20 protein-coding genes and 1 pseudogene are annotated in these 24,842 nt (G+C 71.6%); 9 read left to right on the forward strand and 12 right to left on the reverse strand.

The features are described 5' to 3' along the window. The first annotated feature begins 2 nt into the window (after positions 1-2). Together V4Y03_RS08035 and ybaK are read left to right on the forward strand one after the other, a co-directional pair. On the forward strand, positions 3-740 hold the full coding sequence (locus V4Y03_RS08035; protein WP_317878817.1) for an LON peptidase substrate-binding domain-containing protein: 738 nt from the start codon (positions 3-5) through the stop codon (positions 738-740). A gap of 48 nt (positions 741-788) precedes the next feature. Further along, the gene (gene ybaK / locus V4Y03_RS08040) at positions 789-1,286 is read left to right on the forward strand and encodes a Cys-tRNA(Pro) deacylase (protein WP_317878816.1); all 498 of its coding nucleotides are present in this window, start codon (positions 789-791) and stop codon (positions 1,284-1,286) included. A gap of 33 nt (positions 1,287-1,319) precedes the next feature. Here ybaK and V4Y03_RS08045 read toward each other — a convergent pair whose 3' ends face one another. Genes V4Y03_RS08045 through V4Y03_RS08060 form a run of 4 tightly spaced genes read right to left on the reverse strand, consistent with a single transcriptional unit; the run spans position 1,320 to position 5,235 of the window. After that, positions 1,320-1,961 (reverse strand): DUF2567 domain-containing protein, encoded by a 642-nt coding sequence (locus tag V4Y03_RS08045; protein ID WP_332434468.1) that lies wholly within the window; start codon positions 1,959-1,961, stop codon positions 1,320-1,322. Positions 1,962-1,995: 34 nt separating this feature from the next. Beyond that, positions 1,996-2,823: an ABC transporter permease gene (locus tag V4Y03_RS08050; protein ID WP_443079757.1), complete on the reverse strand. Its 828-nt coding sequence runs from the start codon at positions 2,821-2,823 to the stop codon at positions 1,996-1,998. A 40-nt stretch (positions 2,824-2,863) separates the two neighbouring features. Beyond that, positions 2,864-3,844, reverse strand: coding sequence for an ABC transporter ATP-binding protein (locus tag V4Y03_RS08055; RefSeq protein WP_317879060.1), 981 nt, complete (start codon positions 3,842-3,844; stop codon positions 2,864-2,866). 11 nt (positions 3,845-3,855) lie between these two features. Beyond that, entirely contained in the window at positions 3,856-5,235 is a 1,380-nt protein-coding gene (locus tag V4Y03_RS08060; RefSeq protein ID WP_332434469.1) for an NYN domain-containing protein, read from the reverse strand. A gap of 216 nt (positions 5,236-5,451) precedes the next feature. Between V4Y03_RS08060 and V4Y03_RS08065 the strand changes: the two genes are divergently transcribed. Beyond that, positions 5,452-5,631, forward strand: coding sequence for a hypothetical protein (locus tag V4Y03_RS08065; RefSeq protein ID WP_317877810.1), 180 nt, complete (start codon positions 5,452-5,454; stop codon positions 5,629-5,631). A 75-nt stretch (positions 5,632-5,706) separates the two neighbouring features. Here V4Y03_RS08065 and dnaE read toward each other — a convergent pair whose 3' ends face one another. Continuing rightward, positions 5,707-9,246 carry a DNA polymerase III subunit alpha gene (dnaE, locus tag V4Y03_RS08070; protein ID WP_332434470.1) on the reverse strand — a complete coding sequence of 1,180 codons (3,540 nt, stop codon included), beginning with the start codon at positions 9,244-9,246 and terminating at the stop codon, positions 5,707-5,709. Between the two features lie 157 nt (positions 9,247-9,403). Between dnaE and V4Y03_RS08075 the strand changes: the two genes are divergently transcribed. The 5 genes and pseudogenes from V4Y03_RS08075 (at position 9,404) to V4Y03_RS08095 (ending at position 14,320) form a co-directional block, all read left to right on the forward strand. Further along, a complete protein-coding gene (locus tag V4Y03_RS08075; protein ID WP_332434471.1) occupies positions 9,404-10,729 on the forward strand; it encodes a DUF2252 domain-containing protein in 1,326 nt (441 codons plus the stop codon). Between the two features lie 70 nt (positions 10,730-10,799). Beyond that, on the forward strand, positions 10,800-11,483 hold the full coding sequence (locus V4Y03_RS08080; protein ID WP_332434472.1) for a hypothetical protein: 684 nt from the start codon (positions 10,800-10,802) through the stop codon (positions 11,481-11,483). 63 nt (positions 11,484-11,546) lie between these two features. After that, entirely contained in the window at positions 11,547-12,362 is an 816-nt protein-coding gene (locus V4Y03_RS08085) for a thioredoxin domain-containing protein (RefSeq protein ID WP_332434473.1), read from the forward strand. A 162-nt stretch (positions 12,363-12,524) separates the two neighbouring features. Continuing rightward, positions 12,525-12,953: pseudogene (locus V4Y03_RS08090) on the forward strand (PhoD-like phosphatase N-terminal domain-containing protein); the annotation flags it as partial. Between the two features lie 410 nt (positions 12,954-13,363). Beyond that, positions 13,364-14,320 (forward strand): zinc metalloprotease, encoded by a 957-nt coding sequence (locus tag V4Y03_RS08095; RefSeq protein WP_317878313.1) that lies wholly within the window; start codon positions 13,364-13,366, stop codon positions 14,318-14,320. Between the two features lie 66 nt (positions 14,321-14,386). Here V4Y03_RS08095 and V4Y03_RS08100 read toward each other — a convergent pair whose 3' ends face one another. The 6 genes from V4Y03_RS08100 to V4Y03_RS08125 all read right to left on the reverse strand — a co-directional run bounded on the left by V4Y03_RS08100 (position 14,387) and on the right by V4Y03_RS08125 (position 19,665). After that, a complete protein-coding gene (locus V4Y03_RS08100) occupies positions 14,387-14,956 on the reverse strand; it encodes a dienelactone hydrolase family protein (RefSeq protein ID WP_317878312.1) in 570 nt (189 codons plus the stop codon). 39 nt (positions 14,957-14,995) lie between these two features. Further along, on the reverse strand, positions 14,996-16,582 hold the full coding sequence (locus V4Y03_RS08105; protein ID WP_332434474.1) for a Na+/H+ antiporter: 1,587 nt from the start codon (positions 16,580-16,582) through the stop codon (positions 14,996-14,998). Positions 16,583-16,672: 90 nt separating this feature from the next. Beyond that, on the reverse strand, positions 16,673-17,140 hold the full coding sequence (locus tag V4Y03_RS08110; RefSeq protein WP_332434475.1) for a GNAT family N-acetyltransferase: 468 nt from the start codon (positions 17,138-17,140) through the stop codon (positions 16,673-16,675). Next, the gene (locus V4Y03_RS08115; RefSeq protein ID WP_317874278.1) at positions 17,137-18,078 is read right to left on the reverse strand and encodes an RluA family pseudouridine synthase; all 942 of its coding nucleotides are present in this window, start codon (positions 18,076-18,078) and stop codon (positions 17,137-17,139) included. The genes V4Y03_RS08110 and V4Y03_RS08115 overlap by 4 nt, the downstream gene beginning before the upstream one ends. A 52-nt stretch (positions 18,079-18,130) precedes the next feature. Further along, complete coding sequence (gene lspA / locus V4Y03_RS08120; protein WP_332434476.1) at positions 18,131-18,841, reverse strand: signal peptidase II; 711 nt, start codon at positions 18,839-18,841, stop codon at positions 18,131-18,133. Positions 18,842-18,921: 80 nt separating this feature from the next. Then, the gene (locus V4Y03_RS08125; RefSeq protein WP_332434477.1) at positions 18,922-19,665 is read right to left on the reverse strand and encodes a TraR/DksA family transcriptional regulator; all 744 of its coding nucleotides are present in this window, start codon (positions 19,663-19,665) and stop codon (positions 18,922-18,924) included. A 542-nt stretch (positions 19,666-20,207) separates the two neighbouring features. On the opposite strand from V4Y03_RS08125, the gene ileS reads away from it, so the two are divergent. Beyond that, positions 20,208-23,351: an isoleucine--tRNA ligase gene (gene ileS, locus V4Y03_RS08130; RefSeq protein ID WP_332434478.1), complete on the forward strand. Its 3,144-nt coding sequence runs from the start codon at positions 20,208-20,210 to the stop codon at positions 23,349-23,351. Between the two features lie 313 nt (positions 23,352-23,664). On the opposite strand, the gene V4Y03_RS08135 is transcribed toward ileS, so the two are convergent. After that, on the reverse strand, positions 23,665-24,810 hold the full coding sequence (locus V4Y03_RS08135) for a DivIVA domain-containing protein (protein ID WP_332434479.1): 1,146 nt from the start codon (positions 24,808-24,810) through the stop codon (positions 23,665-23,667). Positions 24,811-24,842 lie beyond the last annotated feature (32 nt).

Below are 24,842 nucleotides of genomic sequence, written 5' to 3' on the forward strand. Positions count from 1 at the left end.
CTGTGACCACCGCTCGCCTGCCTCTGTTCCCGCTCAACACGGTGCTGTTCCCCGGCCTCGTGCTGCCGCTGAACGTCTTCGAGGAGCGTTATCGCGCCATGATGCGCGAGCTGCTCACGATCGACGACTCGGAGCCCCGCCGCTTCGCCGTGGTCGCCATCCGCGACGGCCGCGAGGTCGCGCCGACCGCCCCTGGCATGCCCGACCAGACGGCGCTGCCGGAGAAGGGGCCGGCCGCGGGCTTCGGCCCCGACCCCGCCCAGGCCTTCCACCGGGTCGGCTGCATCGCCGACGCGGCGTCGATCAGGGAGCGCGCGGACGGCAGCTTCGAGGTGATGGCCACCGGCACGACCCGGGTGAAGCTGCTGTCGGTCGACGCGAGCGGGCCGTTCCTGGCCGGCGAGGTCGAGGAGATCCCGGAGGAGCAGGGCGAGGAGGCCGGCACCCTCTCCGAGGGGGTGCTGCGGGCCTTCCGCAGCTACCAGAAGCGGCTGGCGGGGGCTCGGGAGCGTTCGCTGACGACGAGCGAGCTGCCGGACGACCCCTCGGTGGTGTCGTACCTGGTCGCGGCGGCGGCCGTGCTGGACATCCCGTCGAAGCAGCGGCTGCTCCAGGCCCCGGACACGGCGACCCGGCTGCGCGAGGAGCTGGCGCTGCTGCGCGCGGAGACGGCGGTCATCCGGCATCTGCCGTCGCTGCCGGTGGTGGACCTGACGCAGGCCCCGACGTACCCGAACTGAGCCGGGGGACCGAGCCCGGTCCCCTCGGGATCCCGAGGAAGAGCGCGCGTGGCGAAGAAGCAGAAGAAGAACAGCGGCGGCACCCCGGCGACGGTGGCCCTGACCGCGGCCGGCACTCCGTTCACCCTGCACGCGTACGAGCACGACCCGGCCTCCCCGTCGTACGGCGAGGAGGCGGCGGAGGCCCTGGGCGTCTCCCCCGACCGCGTCTTCAAGACGCTGGTCGCGGACGTCGACGGCGAGCTGACCGTCGCGGTGGTCCCGGTCGCGGGCCAGCTGGACCTGAAGGCGCTGGCCTCTGCGGTCGGCGGCAAGCGGGCGGCGATGGCCGACCCGGCGGCGGCGGAGCGCACCACGGGGTACGTCCGGGGCGGCATCTCCCCGCTCGGGCAGCGCAAGCGGCTCCGTACGGTCCTGGACGCCTCGGCCTCGGACCACGCGTCCATCTGTGTATCGGCGGGGCGGCGCGGCCTGGAGGTGGAGCTCTCCCCCGCCGACCTGGCCGCCCTCACCTCGGCGGTCGTGGCCCCCATCGGCCGCGTCTGACGTCCGGCGCGGCCGAGGTGCGGGCCGGGTCCGTCAGCTGGGGCTCGGGCCCTGGGTGTACGGCTTCGGCTGGTCCCAGGGGTCCGGTTCCGGGTCGCGCGGGCCGAAGACGGCCGTGAGCGCCAGGTGCACGATCATCGCGGCGAGCGGCCAGGCCAGCATGGCGGCTGCCGCCAGGTTCAGTTCGAGAGGCGCCTCGAAGGCGACATTGGGCCCGACCGCCTTGGCATGGGCGACGACATCGCCGGTCGGCCCGAAGTAGACGCCGAGGCCCCAGGCGAGGAGTGAGCCGAGGACGCCGCCGATCGCGAGCCCGAGTACCAGCGGGACGCCGCCCTTGCGGCGCAGCAGGAAGACGACGATCGCGGCGACCGCCCCGAAGGCCAGGGCGAGCAGGACGAACGTTCCGTCGGCGCCGATGGCCGCCTCTCCCTCCGAGTTGCTGAGGTAGACGCCCCTGCCGTCCGAGACGAGCAGGACGCGGGGGGCCAGGTTCAGCCAGAGCACTCCGAGCAGCGCGCCCGCGAGGGCCGAGACGACGGTCACCAGGACACCCTGCAGGACCTCGGCCGCCGTGATCGGGTCGCCGGCCGGGCCGTGCGGCGGCGGGGGCGGCGGGGCCCCGTCGGAATCGTGCGGTGTCGGCTGGTGAGGCGGAGTCAGGGGTGCGGTCACCCCGCCATCGTGCCAGGTGTCCCTGTGGCCCGCCTCAGCGGACGGCGGCCCGCCGGTAGGCCCCGGTGGCGACCGCCAGGGAGACCACGCCGACCGCCGCGCACACACCGAGGTCGAGGACGACGGCGGCCCAGTCGGGGTGGGGGGCGAAGGTGCGGGCCAGGGCCTCCACGCCGTACGTCGACGGCAGCAGGTCCCGGGCCCAGCCGATGGGCTCGGGCAGCCGCTCGGCCGGGAGCACGCCGAGGAGCAGCGCGGCCGACATGCCGAGCTGGCCGAGGAGGGTGGCGAGTTCCTGGCGGGGCGCGAGGAGGCCGAGGGCCGCGCCGAGGCCGGCCAGGGCCGCTCCGGCGAGCGGGACGACGGCGGCGAGGATCCACAGGTTGCCGAGCGGCAGCCCGAAGAGCACGGAGCCGATGACGGCGGTGACGGCGGTGCCGGGCACGGTGAAGGAGGCGTACGCGCCTGCCGCGCCGAGCACGACGGCGGCGGGCGGTACGGGCAGCGTGGCGTAGTGGTCGAGGCCGCCGGTCGCCCGCAGCTGCCCGAAGTACTGCGCGAGCAGGTTGAGGGCGACGAAGGCGACGACGAGGACGGTGGAGCCGGCCACGACGGCCCGCGCCTCGGACCCGCCGTCGACGACCCCGCGCATCAGGACCATGATCCCGACGGACTGGAAGGTGGCGACGAAGAGCAGCGGGATGCGGGCGACCCGGGCGCGGGAGAGCTGCGCCCGGTAGACGGCGGCCAGGGCCGGCAGCAGCCGGGCGCGCGGGGCGAGGGGCGCGGCGGCGTCCTCGTCGGCGCGGGACTGGACGGTGGGCGCGCCGGTCGGCAGGACCTCGGCGGGCACGGTGCTCACTGCGTACAGCTCCTGACGGTCACGGGCGGGTCGTGGCGGGTCACGCCTTCACCAGTCCCTCGGCCGCGCCGCCCAGCGCGAGGTACACGTCCTCCAGGCTGGGGGTGGCCAGGGTGAAGTCGTCGAGTGCGGCGAAGGCGGCGCCGCCGGTGACGGTGGCGACGGCGGCGCGGGCCGCGTCGGGGGCGAGGCGGAGGATCCAGCGCCGGCCGGTCTCCTGGGCGAGTCCGCGCAGGGCGGCGACCTCGGGGAGGTGGAGCGGGGCGGACTCGCGCCAGACCAGCTCGACGCGGACCTCGCCCGCGACGCGTTCCTTGAGTCCGGTGGGGGTGTCGCAGGCGATGACCCGGCCGCGGTCGAGGACGGCGACCCGGTCGAGGACGGTCTCGGCCTCGATGACGTTGTGGGTGACGAGCAGCACGGTGGCGCCGTGCTCGGCGCGCCGCCGGTCGACGGCCGCCCAGACGGCGCGGCGGGCGACGGGGTCCATACCGGTGGTGGGTTCGTCGAGGACGAGGACGGGGCGGTGGCCGACGAGCGCGGCGGCGAAGCAGGCGAGTCGCCGCTGTCCGCCGGAGAGCTTCTTGAGGGGCCGGGAGGCGAGCGGGCCGAGGCCCAGCTCGTCCAGGACGGCGTCGCGCCCGGCGCGGGCGTCGGCGGCGGTGAGGCCGCGCAGCCGTCCGGTGGTCTCGGCGGCGAGGGAGACGGTCAGCTCGTCGAGGGCGGTGGACTCCTGGCCGAGGTAGGCGAGGAGCCGGGCGGCCCGTTCGGGGTGGCGGACGAGGTCGTGGCCGAGGAGGCGGACGGTGCCGGAGTCGGGGCGCATGAGGCCGGTGAGCTGGCGGACGAGGGTGGACTTGCCGGCTCCGTTGGGTCCGAGCAGACCGAAGATCTCGCCGCCGCGCACGTCGAGGTCGATCCCGTCGGTGGCCCGCACCTCGGGTGTCGCGGGCGCACCGCGCCCGCCGCGCGTGGCGGGGTACGTCTTGACCAGATCCCGCACCACGCACACCGTACTCACGGGGGAAGAGCCTACGGGGTCGCCGGGCCCGCTCCGGGCGCGGGGGCGCGTTCGGCGGCGGCGCGGACGTCGATCTCGCGCCAGAATCCGGCCCGGATCGCGTACCGGTCGTGCTCGTCGATCTGGTCGTCCTTGTGGGCGAGGAGGCCGAACCGTGCCGCGTAGCGGAGGAGTTCGCCGTCGATGCGGTGCGGGATGCGGGGGTAGAGGGTGGACAGCTTCTGGACGTGGGTCTGCTCGGGGAGCCGCTCCATCCACCGGCGGGCGAACACCTGTCCGACCTCGAACGGGTCACCGCCGACGGTGGTGATGTCCTCCTCGCGGTCCGCCCAGCGCTGCTCGGCGCTGGTGAGGGCGGCGAGGGTGGGCAGGGAGGCGGTCTCGGCCGGTTCGCCGAGGGGGGCGGCCGGGCGCTCGACCCAGCCCCGGTCGGAGGACCAGCGGAGCGCGCTCGCGCCCTGCGGGACGGAGGCGCTCCCGGGGCTTCCGGGGCCGCGCAGGCCCGCGAGGTCCTTGGGGGTGGGGACGCCCTTGCCGGGGGCCGGGACGGGGCCGCCGTCGCCGTGGGTGTGCTCGTCGTCCCGGACGTGGCCGGCGCCGTTGTGGACGTGGGGGCCGCCGTGGACGTGCTCGTCGGCGCGGAGGTGGCCGTTGGGGTGGACGTGGCCGTTGCCGTGGACGTGGTCTCCGTCGGCGGTGGAGCCCTCCGCCGAGGCGGCGGCCTCGGCGGCCCGTTCGGCGGAGGCGGCGAGGGCGGCTTCCGGGAGCGGCGCCGAGAGGATGGCGGCGATCTCGGGGCGAGGGGCCGGCGCGGGCGAGCAGAGGCCGCTGAGGTCCTTGGCGCGAACGGCGCGGGTGATCCAGGCCCGGTCGAGGACCCGCCGCTCGTCGGCCTCGGCGACCAGGTCCTCGGACTGGTTGTAGTCGCCGTCGGCGGCCTGGACGGCCCAGAGGTGGACGGCGACGCCGTGCTCCTTGGCCGACATCAGACCGGGCAGCAGGTCGCCGTCGCCGGTGACCAGCACGATGTCGGAGCAGGCCCGGTTCCTGGCCAGCTCGGTCAGCTCGGTGTGCATGGCCGCGTCGACGCCCTTCTGGGCCCAGCGTCCGTCGCTCCTCGTCAGGGCGCCGAGCCGCACGGTGACCCGGGGCATCACCCGCAGTCTGCGGTGCTCGGGCTGGGGCACCCGGTCGGGCGCGCCGTCGAACCAGTAGATCCGCAGCAGGGGCAGCGCGGTCTCCGCCTCGGCGCGCTGGCGCAGCTGCTGGATGAGCCCGGCGTGATCGACGGTGATCCGTGAGCGGGCCGGTTCCCCGGCGAGAAGACTGGCGGCGGCGCCCAGCAGGTAGCCGGCGTCCACCAGGACGACGCAGCGGTCCACGTGTTCCACCCTCTTTCGGGAACCTCGGGATCGGAAGTTGCTTCGGATTTCCTTCGAGTCTGCCCGAAGGGCGGGGGCTCGACGGCCGGAACTGGATCATCGGCGTGGCGGATGTCACGTCCGGAGGACCCTTACGCTCCGTAATGATCCAACATGCGGCGGTTCGTACGGTATGTGAGTCTGACAGCGGCCCTGGCCCCTAGGTCCCTTTGAGGAGGCATCCCCATGGCCAAGAACCGCAATCAGAACCGCAGCCAGAAGCAGCAGCAGCAGTCGCCGGCCGAGCGCGGCGCCCAGCAGGCGCAGCAGTCGGCGATGGAATCCCAGGCCGAACAGCGCGCCAGCCAGGTCACGCCTGGTGACATGGCGCGCAAGGGCCGTCAGAAGCGCTTCGGCCACAACTGACGGATCCCGAGTACGGCAAAGGGGCGCGCCCGTGACGACGGGCGCGCCCCTTGCGCGTACGGGAGACTCTGCCGGTCAGCCCGCCAGGCAGGACGGGCCGAGCAGCACCTTCAGGTCGCCGAAGAGCGCCGGGTCGGCCTGCACCCGGTGCCGGTCGAGCCGGAGCACGGTGGTCTTCCGGGGGCCCTGGAGCTTGATCCGCACCTCGGTGTTGCCCTTGTGGTGGCCCAGGATCTCGCCGAGCCGGGTGACCATCGGCGGGGTGACCTTCACGGTGGGGATGGTGAGGATCACGGGTGCGTTGGTCCCGGCGTTCGACAGGTCGGGGACCATCAGCTCCATGGCGACCAGACGGGGGATGTCCTCGCGCTTGTCGAGCCGTCCCTTGACGAAGACGACGGTGTCCTCGACGAGCTGGGTGGAGACCAGCTGGTACGTGGCCGGGAAGAACATGCACTCGATGGAACCGGCCAGGTCCTCGACGGTGGCGATCGCCCAGGCGTTGCCCTGCTTGGTCATCTTGCGCTGGAGGCCGGAGATGATGCCGCCGATGGTGACGACCGCGCCGTCGGAGTGCTCGCCGCCGGTGAGCTGGGAGATCGCCGCGTCCGTCTTGTCGGAGAGGACGTGCTCGATGCCGAAGAGCGGGTGGTCGGAGACGTAGAGGCCGAGCATCTCGCGCTCCTGGGCGAGCAGGTACGACTTCTCCCACTCGACGTCGGAGAACTCGACGTCCAGGCCGAAGCCGGGCTCGTCGCTCGTCTCCTCGCCCATGCCGCCGAAGAGGTCGAACTGCCCCTCGGCCTCCTTGCGCTTGACCGCCACCACGTTGTCGATCATCGGTTCGTGGTGGGCGACCATGCCCTTGCGGGTGTGGCCCATCTCGTCGAAGGCGCCGGCCTTGATCAGCGACTCGACGGTCCGCTTGTTGCAGACGACGGCCTCGACCTTGTCGAGGAAGTCGGGGAAGGTGCCGTACTTCCCCTTCGCCTTGCGCGACTTGATGATCGACTCGACGACGTTGGTGCCGACGTTCCGCACGGCGGAGAGGCCGAAGAGGATCACGTCGTCGCCCTGGGCGGCGAAGTTCGACTCGGACTCGTTCACGTTCGGCGGGAGCACCTTGATGCCCATGCGGCGGCACTCGTTGAGGTAGACGGCGGACTTGTCCTTGTCGTCCTTGACCGAGGTGAGCAGACCGGCCATGTACTCGGCGGGGTAGTTCGCCTTGAGGTACGCGGTCCAGTAGGAGACCAGGCCGTACGCGGCGGAGTGCGCCTTGTTGAAGGCGTAGCCGGCGAAGGGGACCAGGACGTCCCAGAGCGCCTGGATCGCCTCGTCGCTGTAGCCGTTCCTCTTCGCGCCCTCCTGGAAGATGACGAAGTTCTTCGCCAGCTCCTCGGGCTTCTTCTTGCCCATCACTCGGCGCAGGATGTCGGCCTCGCCGAGCGAGTACCCGGCGATGATCTGGGCGGCCTTCTGCACCTGCTCCTGGTACACGATCAGGCCGTAGGTGACCGCGAGCACCTCTTCGAGCGGCTTCTCCAGCTCGGGGTGGATCGGGGTGATCTCCTGCTGCTTGTTCTTGCGCAGGGCGTAGTTCGTGTGCGAGTTCATGCCCATCGGGCCCGGCCGGTACAGGGCCGAGACGGCGGAGATGTCTTCGAAGTTGTCGGGCTTCATCAGCCGCAGCAGCGAGCGCATGGGGCCGCCGTCGAACTGGAAGACACCGAGCGTGTCACCACGGCAGAGCAGTTCGTACGTCTTGGGGTCGTCCAGCGGGAGGGCCAGCAGGTCGAGCTCGACGCCCTTGTTGGCCTTCACCATCTTGACGGCGTCGTCCATGATCGTGAGGTTCCTGAGGCCCAGGAAGTCCATCTTGATCAGGCCGAGCGACTCGCACTGGGGGTAGTCCCACTGCGTGATGGTCACACCGTCCGTGTGCCGCACCCAGATCGGCGCGTGGTCGACGATGGGCTCGCTGGACATGATGACGCCGGCCGCGTGCACGCCCATCTGGCGGACCAGGCCCTCGACGCCGCGGGCGGTGTCGATGACCTTCTTGACGTCCGGCTCGTTCTCGTACATCGCGCGGATCTCGCCGGCCTCGCCGTAGCGGGGGTGCGAGGGGTCGGTGATGCCGTTGAGGTCGATGCCCTTGCCGAGGACGTCGGCGGGCATGGCCTTGGTGAGCCGGTCGCCCATGGCGTAGGGGTAGCCGAGGACGCGCGCGGAGTCCTTGATGGCGTTCTTCGCCTTGATCTTGCCGTAGGTGCCGATCATGGCGACCTTGTCGGAGCCGTACTTCTCCGTCACGTACCGGATCACCTCGACGCGCCGGCGCTCGTCGAAGTCGATGTCGACATCCGGCATCGAGACGCGCTCGGGGTTGAGGAAGCGCTCGAAGATCAGTCCGTGCGGGATCGGGTCGAGGTCGGTGATGCCCATGGCGTACGCGACGATCGAGCCGGCCGCGGAGCCTCGGCCGGGGCCCACGGCGATGCCCTGCTTCTTCGCCCACATGATGAAGTCGGCGACGACGAGGAAGTAGCCGGGGAAGCCCATCGAGATGATGGTGTCCATCTCGTACTCGACCTGCTTCATGCGGTCCTCGGGGATGCCCCCGGGGAAGCGGCGGTGCATGCCCCGCATGGTCTCCTCGCGGAACCAGGTCGTGTCGGTGTACCCCTCCGGGATGTCGAACTTCGGCATGAGGTTCTTCTCGACGAACATGCCGTCCGTGCTGATCTGCTCCGCGACCAGGAGGGTGTTGCGGCAGCCCTCCTGCCAGGCGTCCGAGGAGTCGATGGCGTACATCTCGTCCGTGGACTTGAGGTAGTAGCCGGTGCCGTCGAAGCGGAAGCGGTCCGGGTCGGAGAGGTTCTTGCCGGTCTGGATGCAGAGCAGGGCGTCGTGCGCGGTCGACTCGTGCGCGTACGTGTAGTGCGAGTCGTTGGTGACCAGCGGCGGGATGCCGAGCTTCTTGCCGATCTCCAGGAGTCCGTCGCGGACCCGGCGCTCGATCTCGATGCCGTGGTCCATCAGCTCCAGGAAGTACCGGTCCTTGCCGAAGATGTCCTGGTACTCGGAGGCGGATTTCAGGGCCTCGTCGAACTGGCCGAGGCGGAGCCGGGTCTGCAGCTCGCCGGAGGGGCAGCCGGTGGAGGCGATGAGCCCCTCCGACCACTTCGAGATGGTCTCCTTGTCCATCCGGGGCCACTTCTGCAGCCAGCCCTCGGCGTACGCGTCGGAGGACAGCTTGAAGAGGTTGTGGAGTCCGGTGGCGTTGGCCGCCCAGATCGTCTTGTGGGTGTAACCGCCGGAACCGGAGACGTCGTCCCGCTTCTGGTGCGGCTGGCCCCACTGGATCTTCCGCTTGTTGCGCCGGGACTCCGGGGCGACGTACGCCTCGATGCCGATGATCGGCGTCACACCGGCCTTCTTCGCGGTGTGGAAGAAGTCGTACGCCCCGTGCAGGTTGCCGTGGTCGGACATGGCGATATGGGTCATGCCCATCTCGTTGCACGCGTTGAACATGTCCTTGAGCCGCGCGGCACCGTCCAGCAGCGAGTACTGGGTGTGGACGTGGAGGTGCGTGAAGGGCGGCTTGGTCACGGGGGAGGCCTCCGGCTGAATTTCTGGGGGGACAGCGTGGAAGTCTACGTCGGCCGACTGACAGCGCGCGGGCACTCGCCGGTACGGTCGAGCGTTGGGAGACCGGGAACACCTGTCCCATTTGTCATGAGCAGTCTTGCACCAGGAGGCACCCTCGATGTCGGTCCCGCAGCCCACCGCAGCCGAGCGCGGTGAGCACATCCTCACCGTCTTCGACACCGCCTTCGGCGCGCTCCTCGCCGCCGACCCGGCGGCCTTCCGGGTCAAGTTCCGCAAGATGGCCGGCTCCGCCTTCGCCTTCTACCGGGGCACCGCCTGCCTCTTCTACGCGGACCTGGAGCGGGAGGCCCGCGGCGGCCCCTACCTGGACGAGCGCACCGGCCGGGTCTGGATCCACGGCGATCTGCACGCCGAGAACTTCGGCACGTACATGGACGCCAACGGACGCCTGATCTTCAACGTCAACGACTTCGACGAGGCGTACGTGGGCCCCTTCACCTGGGACCTGAAGCGGCTGTCCGCCTCCCTCGCGCTCATCGGCTACACCAAGGCGCTCAGCGACGAGCAGATCACCCACCTGGTCCGGATCTACGCCGCCTCCTACCGGGAGCGGATCCACGCCCTGGCGACCGGCGCCAAGAACGACGAGCTGCCGCCGTTCACCCTGGACACGGCCGAGGGCGCGCTGCTCGACGCGCTGCGCGACGCCCGCGCCATGACCCGCTTCGGGCTGCTCGACTCCATGACGGAGATCCGCGACTTCGAGCGCCGCTTCTCGGCGGGCGGCGGCGCGATCGAGCTGGACGCGGCCACCCGCTACAAGGTCCTCGCGGCCTTCGACGGCTATCTGGAGACCCTCCCGGAGTCCAGCCTGACCCGCCCCGACTCCTACCGGGTCAAGGACGTCGTCGGCCGGCGCGGCATCGGCATCGGCTCGGCCGGCCTCCCCTCGTACAACATCCTCCTCGAGGGCAACAGCGACGCCCTGGAGAACGACGTCGTGATCTACCTCAAGCAGGCGCAGACCCCGGCCGTCTCCCGCCATGTGACGGACGCGGCGGTGCGGGGGTACTTCGAGCACGAGGGCCACCGCACGGTGATCTCGCAGCGGGCGCTCCAGGCGCACGCCGATCCGTGGCTGGGCTGGACGGAGCTGGACGGCGCCGGGCAGCTGGTCGCGGAGGTCTCGCCGTACGCCGTGGACCTGGACTGGTCGGACATCGACGACCCCCAGGACATCGCGGCCACGGTCGCCGACCTGGGCCGGGCGACGGCCACGATGCACGCGGCGGCGGACGAGTCCAGCGGCCACTCGCTGGTGCCGTTCTCGACGGAGCGGGCCATCGACGCGGCCATCGCCGCCGACGAGGAGGGCTTCGCGGACCTCCTCGTGGACTTCGCGCACTCCTACGGGGCGCGGGCCCGGGCCGACCACCAGATCTTCGTGGACCTCTTCCGCAACGGCCGGATTCCGGGCCTGTAGGGGAAGCGGGGACCGTTCACAGACTGCCTTTAAGGACGTCTTACGGGCCCGCATGGGACACTCCACGACGATGGACATGGCAGAGACGCAGCTGAGGACGCTGCGGGCGGCGTTCTTCACGGCAGTGGTCGTGACGCTGTCCGTGGCGTCCCACGTGCTGCTCTCGCGCGTGCCGCTGCCGCTCGGGACGGTCGTCCCGGTCGCGGTCGGCGTCTTCGCCGCGGCGTACGCGCTGGCCGGCCGCGAGCGCGGCTTCGGCCCGATCGCCGGGCTCCTGGTCCCGCTGGAACTGGCCGCCGACACGCTGTTCACCAGCGGCCAGGCGGTCTGTTACGGCCCCGCCGGCGGCCCGGTCGCCGGTTCGCTGCGCTCGGTGGGCGTGGAGGTGTTCTGCGGCGGCGCCGTCGGCACCCCGCTGCCCGGTGTGGCGGCCCCCGAGGGCGGCGCCGTCGCCCTGCTCGACTCCCCCGACCCCGCCCTGCCGTGGCTGCTGCTCGCGGCCCACCTGGGTGTCGGCCTCGCGGCGGCGCTCTGGCTGCGCGGCGGGGAGCGGGCGCTCGCCCGGCTGCTCGGCGCGGTCGCGGCCTTCGCGTTCCGGCCGCTGCTGCTGGTGGCGGCCCTCTTCCGTACCGCCGGTCCGGCGCCCCGCCGGTCCGGACGGCCCGTGGGGCGGCCCCGGCCCTCCCTCACCCGGCTCCTCACCCACTCCGTGGGACGGCGGGGACCGCCGTGCCCGGGCGTCGCTCTCGTCTGAGCGCACGCCCGTTCCAGGCACACAGTCCCCTCTCTTTCCTCACCTTTCACGGAGATCACGATCATGAGCGCACGCAACAGCCAGAACAACAAGGCCGCCGCCCGCGAGCGGCTGCGCGCCGAGCGCGAGCGGCAGGCGAAGAAGGACCGGGCGCGCCGGCAGCTGGTCGTCGGCATCTCGGCCGTGGCCGTGCTGGCCGCCGCCGGCGGCATCGGCTACGCGGTCGTCCAGTCCAACAAGCCCTCCGCCTGGGAGGCGGCGGCGGACGCGAAGTCGGTGACCGCCCCGAAGAACACCACGGGCACGGACGGCACGACGGTCGTCATCGGCAAGGAGTCCGCGAAGAAGACCCTGGAGCTGTACGAGGACTCGCGCTGCCCGGTCTGCGCGACCTTCGAGCAGGGCGTGGGCGCGACGGTCGAGAAGGACGTCGCGGACGGCAAGTACAAGATCAAGTACGTGGGTGCCACGTTCATCGACGACCCCACCGCGGGCGAGGGCTCGAAGAACGCCCTGTCGGCGCTGGGCGCGGCCCTGAACGTGAGCCCCGAGGCCTTCCTGAAGTACAAGTCGGCGCTCTACTCGACGGAGTTCCACCCCGAGGAGAACGACGACAAGTTCGCCAAGGACTCCTACCTCCTGAAGGTGGCGGACTCGGTGCCGGCGCTGAAGGGCAACGCCGAGTTCAAGAAGAACGTCGAGGGCGGCACCTTCGACGCCTGGGCGATGAAGATGTCGAAGGCCTTCGACGACAGCGGGGTGCGGGGCACGCCGACCCTGAAGATGGACGGCAAGCCGGTGACGGCCGCGGGCAGCGACAACCCGCCGCTGACGGCGGCCGAGTTCAGTACGGCGATCGCCGCCGCGCTGAAGGCCTGACGACCACCGCCGGCCCCTGAGCCGTCCCCTTCCCGGTGGACGGCTCAGGGCCGTGGCGGGTTGTCGCGTCCGGGGGGCGACGATCGGGAGAACTTCCGGTGTTCGCCTGCCGATCGACCGTACTCGTCAGCAATCCGACTGGCCGTGACCAGTCGTTTCATGGGGGACCCCCACCCCGACGGCGTCCTGCTCTGGACGCGCGTCACCCCCACCCCCGAGGCCGTGCCCGGCTCCGGCCTCCGCCCGGACGCCCAGGCCGGCTGGGAGCTCGCCGAGGACCGCGCCTTCACCAGGCTCGCGGCCTCCGGCACCACCACGGCGAGCGCCGCGTCCGGCCACACCGTGAAGGCGGACGTGCGGGGGCCTGCGCCCGGCCACCGCCTACTGGTTCCGCTTCGCTTCGGGCTCCGCCGTCTCGCCGCCCGCGCCGACCTGGACGCGATCCTCCATCTCGGCGACTACCTCTACGAGTACGGCTCCGGCGTCTACCCGGCGGCGAAGTACACCGTCCGGCCGCACGAACCGCGCCACGAGATCGTCTCGCTCGCCGACTACCGCACCCGGCACGGGAAGTACAAGACAGACCCCGACCGCCTGGGCGCGCTCCTGCCGGACGCTCAACGGAACGCAGCGTGTCGAGCGGGTGTACCAGCCCGTTCGCTGAGGTTCCCCTGACGGTCCGACAGCGATGGTTTTCAGCCATGATCCCTTCTGTTAACGGAAGATCACATGGCTACGGCGGGTGGCGGGTTCCGGAGATCGAATCCGGACACACCACCCGCCTCCGTCGCCCCGACTGTTACGTCGGCGTCTCAAACTCCGGGAACGACACCAGTTTTTCTTCCCGATGCCCCGAAATGCCCCATGAATGATTGGGCCTGATCACTCCTCAACAGGATCTGACATGGACGCGTAATCTCCCCGGCGTGGCGGAGGAAGTTCCTCCCCACCACCCCCCGCGAGGAGTCACCGTGCGTGCTCTTGTCCGTATATCCCCCCGTATGTCACGTCGTATGCTCGGCACCGCCGTCATGGCCGGAACCCTGGCCCTGGCTCCCCTCTCCGCCCCCGCGGCCATCGGCGGCACCGCCCTTGCGGGCGCCTCCGCCGAGAAGTGCGCGGACGACGCCGGCGCCCTCTCCGGCGCCCGCAAGGCGCGCGGCGCCGACAGCCACGCCGCCGAGCCGAACGAGCTCTCGGCCGCCAAGGCCAAGTCCATGGACGAGGACTTCAAGAAGAAGCTCTCCGCGGCCCGTTCCACCGGCACCGCCGGGGTGGCCGCCGGGGCGACCATCCCGGTCTACTTCCACGTCGTCCACTCCGGGACCACGGGCAAGCTCTCCGCCACGGCGATCAACAACCAGATGGCGGTCCTCAACGCCGCCTACGGCGGCCAGGGCACCGGCAACGTGAACACCAACTTCCAGTTCTCGCTGGCCGGTACGGACTACACGGACAACGCCACCTGGTACAACCTCGGCTCCGGCTCCACCGCCGAGAAGCAGATGAAGCAGACCCTCCGCAAGGGCGGCGCGGGCGCGCTGAACGTCTACACCGCCAACCTCGGCGGCGGCCTCCTCGGCTGGGCGACCTTCCCGTCCTCGTACGCCTCCAGCCCGTCCATGGACGGCGTCGTCATCCTCGACGCCTCCCTCCCGGGCGGCTCCGCGGCCAACTACAACGAGGGCGACACCGCCACCCACGAGGTCGGCCACTGGATGGGCCTCTACCACACCTTCCAGGGCGGCTGCAGCGGCAGCGGCGACTCGGTCGCCGACACCCCGGCCGAGAAGAGCCCCGCGTACGAGTGCCCGACCGGCCGTGACTCCTGCACCAACAAGGCCGGCGTGGACCCGATCCACAACTTCATGGACTACACGTACGACTCCTGCATGTACCAGTTCACCTCGGGCCAGGTGACCCGGATGAACGACTTCTGGACCGCGTACCGCGCCTGAACCACCTGAACACGGCCGTGGCCCCCGGGGGGAGTCCCCCCGGGGGCCACGGCCTTTTCGCGCGTCCTACAGACTGTCGAGGAAGGACAGCGCCACCGACCAGGTCCGCTCCGCCGCCTCCTCGTCCCAGTCGGGCAGCTCCGGGTCCGTGTACACGTGCCCGGCGCCCCGGTAGCGGTAGATCTCCACGTCCGCCCCGGCCTTGCGCATCTGGAGGTACCAGGAGGACAGCCAGTCGTCCGTCTCGAAGGGGTCCGGCTCGGCCACGTGCAGCTGCACCGGCAGCTCGTCCACCGACGCGGACTCCGCGAGGTCCGAGGTGCCGTGGAACAGCAGCAGCCCGCGCGCCTTCTCGTCCCCCAGCGCCAGGGTCTGCGCGATCGAGGCCCCGAGGGAGAGGCCCATGTAGACCATGCCCCGCTCCGAGTAGGGCGCGGCGGCCAGGACCGCCCGCTTCAGCAGCTCGTCCTTGCCGATCTCGTCCCGGAGCGCCACGCCCTCCTCGACGGTCCCGACCGTCCGCCCGTCGTAGAGGTCCGGCGTCCAGACCTGGTGCCCGGCGGCCCTGAGGCGCTCGGCGGCCGCCTCTACGGAAGGGGTCAGCCCGTAGGCCGAGTGGAAGAGCATGATGTCCATGCGTCCCATCCTGCCACCCGCCTCCGGCCCGCCAGGACCTCACCGCATGCTGCGCACGTCCAGCTGTCGCAGCACCCGGTCGACCACCTCCGGGTCGGCGCCCGGCTCGTTGCGCGCCGCCAGCACCTCGTGCCGGGCGGCCGACATCAGCTCCCGCTGGATCCGCTGCACCGACTTGAACCGCTTCGACCGCTCCACGAACGCGGCCTTCCGCTCCTCGTCGACCATGTCGGGGCTGATCCTGGCCCCGATGTCGTACGCCCCGCGCAGAAGCCGCTCCTGGACCTCCTCCGGCAGCTCCTCCACCTCCTCGATCTCCTTGAGCCTGCGCCTCGCGGCCTTGGCGGCGCGGATCGCGAGATCCCGTTCGAAGACCCGCTCGGCGTCCGCGTCGGCCCGCACCCCGAGCCGCCGGACCAGCCAGGGCAGGGTGAGCCCCTGGAAGACCAGGGTGGTGATGATCACGCAGAAGGCGATGAAGACGATCTCGTCGCGGCCGGGGAAGGGCTTGCCGTCGTCGGTGGTGAGCGGCACGGCGAGCGCCAGCGCCACCGAGGCCACCCCGCGCATCCCCGCCCACCACATGACGATGGTCTCCCGCCAGCTGGTCGGGATCTCCTCGTCGATGTCCCGGAGCGTGTGCAGCCGCTTCGCCAGCCAGGTGGCGGGCAGCAGCCACAGCAGCCGGACGCCGACGACCACCCCGACCACCGCGGCGCCCCAGCCGAGCATCACCCAGCCCCGTCCCTCGGCCACCCCGAAGACATGGATCAGTTCCAGGCCGATGAGCCCGAAGGCGATCCCGGTGACGAGGGTGTCGACGATCTGCCAGAAGGTCTGTCCGGCGAGCCGGCCCATGACGTCGTCGGCGTCGGCCGCGTGCTCGGCCAGGAAGAGGGCGGTGACCAGGACCGCGAGGACTCCGGAGCCGTGCAGTTCCTCGGCGAGGACGTAGCTCACGAAGGGCACGAGCAGCGTCAGGCCGGTCTGGAGGGTGACGTCGCCCAGGAGTCCGATGAGCTTGTTGGAGAGCCAGCCGAGCGTCAGGCCGACGATCACGGCGACCACGGCGGAGAGCACGAACTCACCGAGCGCCTCCGGCCAGGAGAAGGAGCCGCTGACGACGGCGGCGATCGCCACGTGGTAGAGCACGATCGCGGTGACGTCGTTGAAGAGGCCCTCGCCCTCCAGGATCGACACCAGCCGGCGGGGCAGCCCGAGCGAGCCGGCCACGGCGGTCGCCGCCACCGGGTCCGGCGGCGCGACCAGGGCGCCCAGCGCGACGGCGGCGGCCAGCGGGAGACCGGGCACCATCGCGTGCGCGACCGCGCCGACGGCGGCCGTGGTGACGAAGACGAGGGCGACCGCCAGCAGGAAGATGGGCCGCCTGTTGGCCGCGAACTGCCGCCACGAGGTGCGTTGCACGGAGGCGTAGAGCAGCGGGGGCAGTACCAGCGGGAGGATGAACTCCGGCGGGACCTCGACGTTCGGTACGAAGGGCAGGAAGGCCAGCACGATCCCGACGAGGGTCATCAGGACGGGCGCGGGCAGTCCCAGCCGGTCACCGAGGGGCACGGTGAGCAGGGCGCCGAGGAGCAGCAAGAACAACAGGGCCAATTGATCCACGGCCACACCCTGCCACGTATGTCCGTTTTCACCGCGACTGCCCCCCGATCGGTACCGGAGGACGGCGACGGCGCCCGGCCGGGCCTCCGGCTAGAGAGCCCTTCGCATCGCCCGGTGCGGCATGCCGGCGTCCGGGAACTCGGGGCCGTACGCCTCGTAGCCCAGCCGCTCGTAGAAGCCCAGCGCGTGGGTCTGCGCGTGCAGGTCGACGGCGGTCAGACCACGCTCGCGCGCCACGTCCTCGATGCCCCGCACCAGCGCCGCGCCGACACCGAGACCACGGGCGGCCTTGGAGACGGCGAGCCGCCCGAGCGAGCCGACGGAGGCGTCGGCGCCGGTCTTCCCGACCGCGTCCGCCCCGAACAGGAGCCGGCCGGTGCCCAGCGGCAGCCCGTCCTCGCGGACCGCGAGGACATGCACCGCGGTCTCGTCGTACGGGTCGTACTCCAGCTCCCGCGGCACGCCCTGCTCCTCGACGAAGACCTCGTGGCGCACCGCGAAGCACGCCTCCCGGTCCTCGGCGCCGGCGGCCTCGCGGACGCCGTACGCGCTGCTCACCGGCTCTCCGACGCGATCCGGTCCAGGGCCTTCTGCAGGTCCTCGGGGTAGGTGCTGGCGAACTCGACCCAGGAGCCGTCACCGGGGTGCTCGAAGCCGAGCCGGACCGCGTGCAGCCACTGCCGGGTCAGGCCGAGGCGCTTGGCGAGCGTCGGGTCGGCGCCGTAGGTGAGGTCGCCGACGCAGGGATGGCGGTGGGCGGACATGTGCACCCGGATCTGGTGGGTGCGGCCCGTCTCCAGCTTGATGTCGAGCAGCGAGGCCGAGCGGTACGCCTCGATGAGGTCGTAGTGCGTGACGGAGGCCTTGCCGTCGGCGGTGACCGCCCACTTGTAGTCGTGGTTCGGGTGCCGGCCGATGGGGGCGTCGATGGTGCCGCTCATCGGGTCCGGGTGGCCCTGGACCAGCGCGTGGTAGCGCTTGTCGACCACGCGCTCCTTGAACTGGCGCTTGAGCGAGGTGTACGCGTACTCGGACTTGGCGACCACCATCAGACCGGAGGTGCCGACGTCGAGGCGGTGCACGATGCCCTGGCGCTCGGCGGCGCCGGAGGTGGAGATGCGGTACCCGGCGGCGGCGAGGCCGCCGATGACCGTGGTGCCGGTCCAGCCGGGGCTGGGGTGCGCGGCGACGCCGACCGGCTTCATGATCACGACGATGTCGTCGTCGTCATGGACGATCTCCATGCCCTCGACGGGCTCGGCGACGATCTGGACGGGCGCCGCGGCGCCCGGCATCTCGACCTCGAGCCACGCGCCGCCGCTGACCCGCTCGGACTTGCCGACGACGGAGCCGTCGACCTGGACCTTCCCTGCGGCGGCCAGTTCGGCCGCCTTCGTACGGGAGAACCCGAACATACGGGCGATGGCGGCGTCGACGCGCTCGCCCTCCAGGCCATCGGGAACGGGCAGCGTGCGGATCTCGGGACTCGTACTCACCCGTCGAGTATGCCTTGTGCGGAAGACTCTCTGTCTTCCGCACGGTTCGCGATCAGTCCTTGTGGATCGTGCCGTCGGGGTCCAGACCCCGGAACGACAGGATCACGATGAGGATGCCGCCGCACACGATCGCCGAGTCGGCGAGGTTGAAGACGGCGAAGTGCGCGGGGGCGATGAAGTCGACCACCGCGCCCTCGAAGACGCCCGGCGAGCGGAAGATCCGGTCCGTGAGGTTGCCGAGCGCGCCGCCGAGCAGCAGGCCGAGGGCGATGGCCCAGGGCAGGCTGTAGAGCTTCCTGGCCAGCCGGATGATCACGACGATCACGGCGGTGGCGATGCAGGTGAAGATGATCGTGAAGGCCTCGCCCATGCCGAACGCGGCACCGGGGTTCCGGATGGCGTCGAAGCGCAGCAGGTCGCCGACGACCCGGATCGGCTCGCGGCCCTCCAGCTTGGCGACGACCAGCATCTTGCTGCCCAGGTCGAGCAGGTAGGCAAGGACGGCCACGACGAAGAGCGCGACGATCCGGCGCCGGCCCTTCGGCCTCTCCTCGGAGGCGGCCGTCCCGTCGGCAGAGGCCGGCTCGCCGGAGGCGGGCGTCCCCTCGGACGTGGCCGTCGCCTCGGACGCGGTCGGCCCGCCGGGCGTCGCCTTCGCGTCCGGCGCGCCCGTTCCCTCGGCGGCCACCGTCTCGTCGGAGGCGGCCGGCTCGTCGGCCCCTGCTGAATCCGGCGTACCGATGATGCGCTCCGCCTCTGCCACGTGAGTGAGTCCCTCGACCTCGATGCCTGACCGTGCACCGAGGGTACGGCACAGGCGTACGGGACCGGCAGCCGAGACCGTCAGCCGCGCCGCTCCTGGCGCTGCTTGTCCTCGACGCAGAGCGTGGCCCGGGGGAAGGCCTGCATCCGCGCCTTGCCGATCGGCTTCCCGCACACCTCGCAGAGGCCGTAGGTGCCCGCGTCGAGCCGTTCGAGGGCATGCTCGGACTGCTCCAGCATCTCCCGGGCGTTGGCGGCGAGGGCCAGCTCGTGTTCCCGGGTGATGTTCTTGGTGCCGGTGTCGGCCTGGTCGTCGCCGGCGCCGTCGCCCGAGTCCCGCATGAGGCCGGTCAGCTCCTCCTGGGAGTGCGCCAGCTCGCTGCGCAGCCGCAGCACCTCGGACTGGAGCTCGTTGCGGGCCTCGGTGACCTCCGCGGGGGTCCACGGGTCCTCGCCGGGCCGCACCGCGAGCTCGCCGGTACGGGCCGTGGGCACGGCGGCCCCGTCCCCGGCGGTCGTGACGCCACCCGCGGTCTTCTTCGCTGCCACCGTCCTGGCTCCTGTCTGCTTCTTGGCGGGCGCCTTCCTGGCGGCCGCCTTCCTGGCCACGGTCTTCCCGGCGGGCGCCCCGGCGCCGGCGGCCCCGGGGGCAGCCGTCCCCTCGGTGACCGCCCCGTCGACGACCGGTTCCCCGGCGACCGCCTTCTTCGCGGCGGTCTTCCTGGCGACGGCCTTCTTCGCCGCGGTCTTCTTCGCGGCCGGCTCCTTGCCGGCGGTCTCCTTCGCGGCGGTCGTCTTCCTCGCGGCGGTCTTCTTCGCCACCATGTCGCGGCCCCTTCACATTTTGTGATCTTGCTCGCGAATCGTGCTGGGACGATAAATCGGCCCAAGGCCCGCGGCAACGGGGCTCGCCGCCGTTCCCACCCGCCCCCCGCACCCCTCGGGGCAGGCCTGCCTCCGTTGTTCCCAGCTCCCCGCCGGGTAATCCGTCCCCGCCCTCCCCCACATGGCCGCACCCCAAGTCCGGCCCGCCCCGTATGGCCATTCGGGTCACGGGAAAACCGGTCGGCCGCCCCGCCCCCGGGCCCGTACACTGGGCTGAGCGAAAGGCTTGGATGGGGACGAGTAGCGTCGTACGCAGCCATGAGCGACCCGGGGACGGTGAGAGCCCGGGGGCGAGCCCGATGTGAAGCATCACCCCGGAGCCGTCGGAAGAAAGCCGCAGGACAGCGCGGTGACTAGACCCGGCGTCGCGACCCCAATGAGGGGGCTCAGGGCGGATGCGCCCCGGGCCAAGGAGGGTGGTACCGCGGGAGCAGCGCTCTCGTCCCTCCGACGGAACGACGACAGTCCGCCGGAGGAACTCGATGACACCGCCGCAGTACCGCCAGGTGCCCGCCCAGGTCGACCTGCCCGCGATGGAGCACGCCGTGCTCGATCTCTGGCAGGAGAACAAGATCTTCGCCAAGAGCCTCGAGCAGTCCGAGGGACGCCCCGAGTGGGTGTTCTACGAGGGCCCGCCCACCGCCAACGGCATGCCGGGCGCGCACCACATCGAGGCCCGCGTCTTCAAGGACGTCTTCCCCCGCTTCCGGACCATGCGCGGCTACCACGTGGCCCGCAAGGCCGGCTGGGACTGCCACGGCCTGCCGGTCGAGCTCGCCGTCGAGAAGGAGCTGGGCTTCTCCGGCAAGAAGGACATCGAGGCGTACGGCATCGCCGAGTTCAACGACAAGTGCCGTGAGTCGGTGACCCGGCACACCGACGCGTTCACCGAGCTGACGACCCGCATGGGCTACTGGGTCGACCTGGACGACGCGTACCGGACGATGGACCCCTCGTACATCGAGTCGGTCTGGTGGTCGCTGAAGCAGATCTTCGACAAGGACCTGCTCGTCCAGGACCACCGCGTCGCCCCCTGGTGCCCGCGCTGCGGCACCGGCCTCTCCGACCACGAGCTGGCCCAGGGCTACGAGACGGTCGTCGACCCCTCGGTGTACGTCCGCTTCCCGCTGACCTCCGGCCCGCTGGCCGGCAAGGCGGCGCTCCTGGTCTGGACGACGACCCCGTGGACCCTGGTGTCCAACACGGCCGTCGCCGCCCACCCCGAGGTCACCTACGTGGTCGCCACCGACGGCGACGAGCGCGTCGTCGTCGCCCAGCCGCTGCTCGAGAAGGCGCTCGGCGAGGGCTGGGTCACCACGGGCGAGTCCTTCACCGGCGCGGAGATGGAGCGCTGGACCTATCAGCGCCCCTTCGAGCTGATCGAGTTCCCGGACGAGGCCCACTACGTGGTCAACGCCGAGTACGTGACGACCGAGGACGGCACGGGTCTGGTCCACCAGTCCCCCGCCTTCGGTGAGGACGACCTCAAGGTCTGCAAGGCGTACGGCCTGCCGGTCGTGAACCCGGTCCGCCCCGACGGCACCTTCGAGGAGGACGTGCCGCTGGTCGGCGGCGTCTTCTTCAAGAAGGCCGACGAGGCGCTCACCGCGGACCTGGACGCGCGTGGGCTGCTCTTCCGGCACATCGCGTACGAGCACAGCTACCCGCACTGCTGGCGCTGCCACACGGCGCTGCTGTACTACGCGCAGCCGTCCTGGTACATCCGTACGACCGCGGTCAAGGACCGCATGCTCGAAGAGAACGAGAAGACGAACTGGTTCCCGGACTCGGTCAAGCACGGCCGCTTCGGTGACTGGCTGACGAACAACGTCGACTGGGCGCTCTCCCGCAACCGCTACTGGGGCACCCCGCTGCCGATCTGGCGCTGCGAGGACGACCACCTGACGTGCGTGGGCTCGCGCGCGGAGCTGACCGAGCTGACCGGCACGGACCAGTCGGACCTGGACCCGCACCGTCCGTTCATCGACGCGGTGACGTTCGGGTGCCCGGCCGAGGGCTGCGGGAAGACCGCGACGCGCGTGCCCGAGGTCATCGACGCCTGGTACGACTCGGGTTCGATGCCGTTCGCGCAGTACGGCTACCCGCACGAGAACAAGGAACTGTTCGAGTCGCGGTACCCGGCGCAGTTCATCTCCGAGGCCATCGACCAGACGCGCGGCTGGTTCTACACGCTGATGGCCATCGGCACCCTCGTCTTCGACAAGTCCTCCTACGAGAACGTGGTCTGCCTGGGCCACATCCTCGCCGAGGACGGCCGCAAGATGTCCAAGCACCTGGGGAACACCCTCGCGCCGGTCCCGCTGATGGACCAGCACGGCGCCGACGCGGTCCGCTGGTTCATGGCGGCCGGCGGCTCGCCGTGGGCGGCGCGCCGGGTGGGCCACGGCACGATCCAGGAGGTCGTCCGCAAGACGCTCCTGACGTACTGGAACACGGTGGCCTTCCAGGCGCTGTACGCCCGTACGTCCGGCTGGGCGCCCTCGGCCGCGGACCCGGCGCCGGCCGACCGCACGGTGCTCGACCAGTGGCTGCTGTCCGAGCTGAACGCGCTGGTCGTCGAGACGACCGAGGCGATGGACTCGTACGACACCCAGCGCGCCGGCAAGCTGATCTCGGCCTTCGTCGACGACCTCTCCAACTGGTACGTGCGCCGCTCGCGCCGCCGCTTCTGGCAGGGCGACGCGGCCGCGCTCCGCACCCTCCACGACGTGATCGAGACGGTCACCCGCCTGATGGCGCCGCTGACCCCCTTCATCACGGAGCGGGTCTGGCAGGACCTGGTGGTGCCGGTGACGCCGGACGCCCCGGAGTCGGTGCACCTGGCCACCTGGCCGGAGGCGGACGCCACCCTGATCGACGGCACCCTCTCCGAGCAGATGCTCCTGGTCCGCCGCCTGGTGGAGCTGGGCCGGGCGACGCGGGCGGAGTCGGGTGTGAAGACCCGTCAGCCGCTCTCGCGGGCGCTGGTCGCGGCGGCGGGCTTCGCGGCCCTGTCGCCGGAGCTCCGGGCCCAGATCACGGAGGAGCTGAACGTCAGCTCCCTCGCGTCCCTCTCGGAGGTCGGCGGCTCGCTCGTCGACACCACGGCGAAGGCGAACTTCCGCGCGCTGGGCAAGCGTTTCGGCAAGGGCGTGCAGGACGTGGCGAAGGCGGTGGCGGTGGCGGACGCGGCGGCGCTGTCGCTGGCGCTGCGCTCCGGCGAGGCGGCCCTCGAGGTGAACGGCGAGACGATCACCGTCACCCCCGAGGAGATCATCATCACGGAAACCCCCCGTGAGGGCTGGTCGGTGGCCTCCGACGCGGGTGCGACGGTCGCGCTGGACCTGGAGATCACTCCGGAGCTGCGGAAGGCGGGCCTGGCCCGTGACGCGATCCGGCTCATCCAGGAGGCCCGCAAGAACAGCGGCCTGGACGTGGCGGACCGGATCGCGCTGCGCTGGTCCTCCACGTCCCCGGAGACGACGGAGGCCCTGACGGCCCACGCGGCTCTGATCGCGGACGAGGTCCTGGCCACGGACCACGCCGAGGGCGAGGCGGACACGACGTACGGCACGCCGTTCACGGACGAGTCCCTGAACCTGACGTTCCGCCTCCGCAAGGCCTGACCAACAGCACAAGGCCCGGCCCCTGTTGGGGCCGGGCCTTTCTGTTCCCCCACCGCCACCCCTTCCCGAAACCCTGACGGGGGCGGCGGGGCGGGCCACGCTGCGGCGCGAAGCCGCCGCACCACGGGGGCCCGGGGCGGAGCCCCGGTTTCGGGAAGGGGCGGGGTGGGGGAAGGCCCGCCGCAGGCTTCCCCGCACCCCACCCAGCCCGGTCCCCGCGCCCGGGTACGGCAAAGGGCCGGGCCCCGGTCTCCCGGGGCCCGGCCCTTGCAGCCTGCCGACGGCTACGCGCTCATCGCGCGACCACGCGCCGTCAGTTGTCGTCCTCGTCGATGAGGAAGCCGCGCATCGGCGCGGGCGCCTGCTGCATCGGCTGCGGTGCCTGCGGACGGACCGGAGCCATCGGCTGGGTCATCGCCGGAGACATCTGCTGCTGACCGCCGTAGGAGGGTGCGCCGCCCATGGACGGCCCACCGCCCATCGAGCCGTTGTTGCCGTAGGACGGCGCGCCCGCGCCCGCCGAGGCCATCGACGGGGCCGGCGGCAGGGAGGCCGCCGCCGGGGTGCGCGGCGGCGCCAGCGAGTCGTCGGCCTGGGTCTCCAGCTGACGCAGCTGCGACTCGAGGTACGACTTCAGGCGCGTACGGTACTCGCGCTCGAAGCCGCGCAGGTCCTCGACCTTGCGCTCCAGCGTGGCGCGCGCGGACTCCAGGGAGCCCATGGCGACGCGGTGCTTCTCCTGCGCGTCCCGCTCAAGAGCGTCCGCCTTGGCGCGGGCGTCCCGCTCCAGGCCCTCGGCGCGGGAGCGCGCCTCGCCGACGATCTTGTTGGCCTCGGAGCGGGCCTCGGCGATCGCCTGGTCGGCGGTCTGCTGGGCCAGCGAGAGGACACGGGCGGCGCTGTCGCCACCGGGGCCCTGCTGCGGCTGCTGCTGCTGCATCTGCGGCTGCATCTGCTGCTGCTGCTGCGGGTGCCCCATGGGGCCGCCCTGCATCGGACCGGGACCCATGGGGCCGCCCTGCATGGGGCCGCCCTGCATCGGACCGGGACCCATGGGGCCGCCCTGCATGGGGCCGCCCTGCATCGGACCGCCCTGCATCGGACCGGGGGGAAGCGCGGGGGCACCGGACGGCAGCTGCGGCGGGCCCATCTGCGGCGGCTGCTGCTGGACCGGCGGTCCGGATATGGCGGCGGGCACGGGGGCGCCGGGTCCGACGGGACGGTCCTGCTGCTCCGGGGGCTTGCGCATGCCCTGCTGTTGCTGCTGCTGCTGGTTCTGCGCGGCGGCACGCGTCGCGGCGGCCAGCTTGGCGCGCAGGTCCTCGTTCTCGCGGAGCAGGCGGGTCAGCTCGGCCTCGACCTCGTCGAGGAAGGCATCGACCTCGTCCTCGTCATAACCTTCTCGAAGGCGGACGGTCGTGAACTGCTTGTTCCGCACGTCCTCGGGGGTCAGCGGCATCTCTTCTTCACCTCTACGTAGTCGTCGGCAGT

Origin of the sequence: Streptomyces sp. P9-A4, assembly GCF_036634195.1 — a bacterium.
In the GTDB taxonomy this organism is placed as follows: Bacteria; Actinomycetota; Actinomycetes; order Streptomycetales; family Streptomycetaceae; genus Streptomyces.

Coding starts and splice junctions, on each gene's coding strand:
- V4Y03_RS08065 (WP_317877810.1), top strand. CDS start 5,452: ATGGCCAAGAACCGCAATCAGAACCGCAGCCAGAAGCAGCAGCAGCAG.
- V4Y03_RS08075 (WP_332434471.1), top strand. CDS start 9,404: ATGTCGGTCCCGCAGCCCACCGCAGCCGAGCGCGGTGAGCACATCCTC.
- V4Y03_RS08080 (WP_332434472.1), top strand. CDS start 10,800: ATGGACATGGCAGAGACGCAGCTGAGGACGCTGCGGGCGGCGTTCTTC.
- V4Y03_RS08085 (WP_332434473.1), top strand. CDS start 11,547: ATGAGCGCACGCAACAGCCAGAACAACAAGGCCGCCGCCCGCGAGCGG.
- V4Y03_RS08095 (WP_317878313.1), top strand. CDS start 13,364: ATGTCACGTCGTATGCTCGGCACCGCCGTCATGGCCGGAACCCTGGCC.
- V4Y03_RS08100 (WP_317878312.1), bottom strand. CDS start 14,956: ATGGACATCATGCTCTTCCACTCGGCCTACGGGCTGACCCCTTCCGTA.
- V4Y03_RS08125 (WP_332434477.1), bottom strand. CDS start 19,665: ATGGTGGCGAAGAAGACCGCCGCGAGGAAGACGACCGCCGCGAAGGAG.
- ileS (WP_332434478.1), top strand. CDS start 20,208: ATGACACCGCCGCAGTACCGCCAGGTGCCCGCCCAGGTCGACCTGCCC.
- V4Y03_RS08135 (WP_332434479.1), bottom strand. CDS start 24,810: ATGCCGCTGACCCCCGAGGACGTGCGGAACAAGCAGTTCACGACCGTC.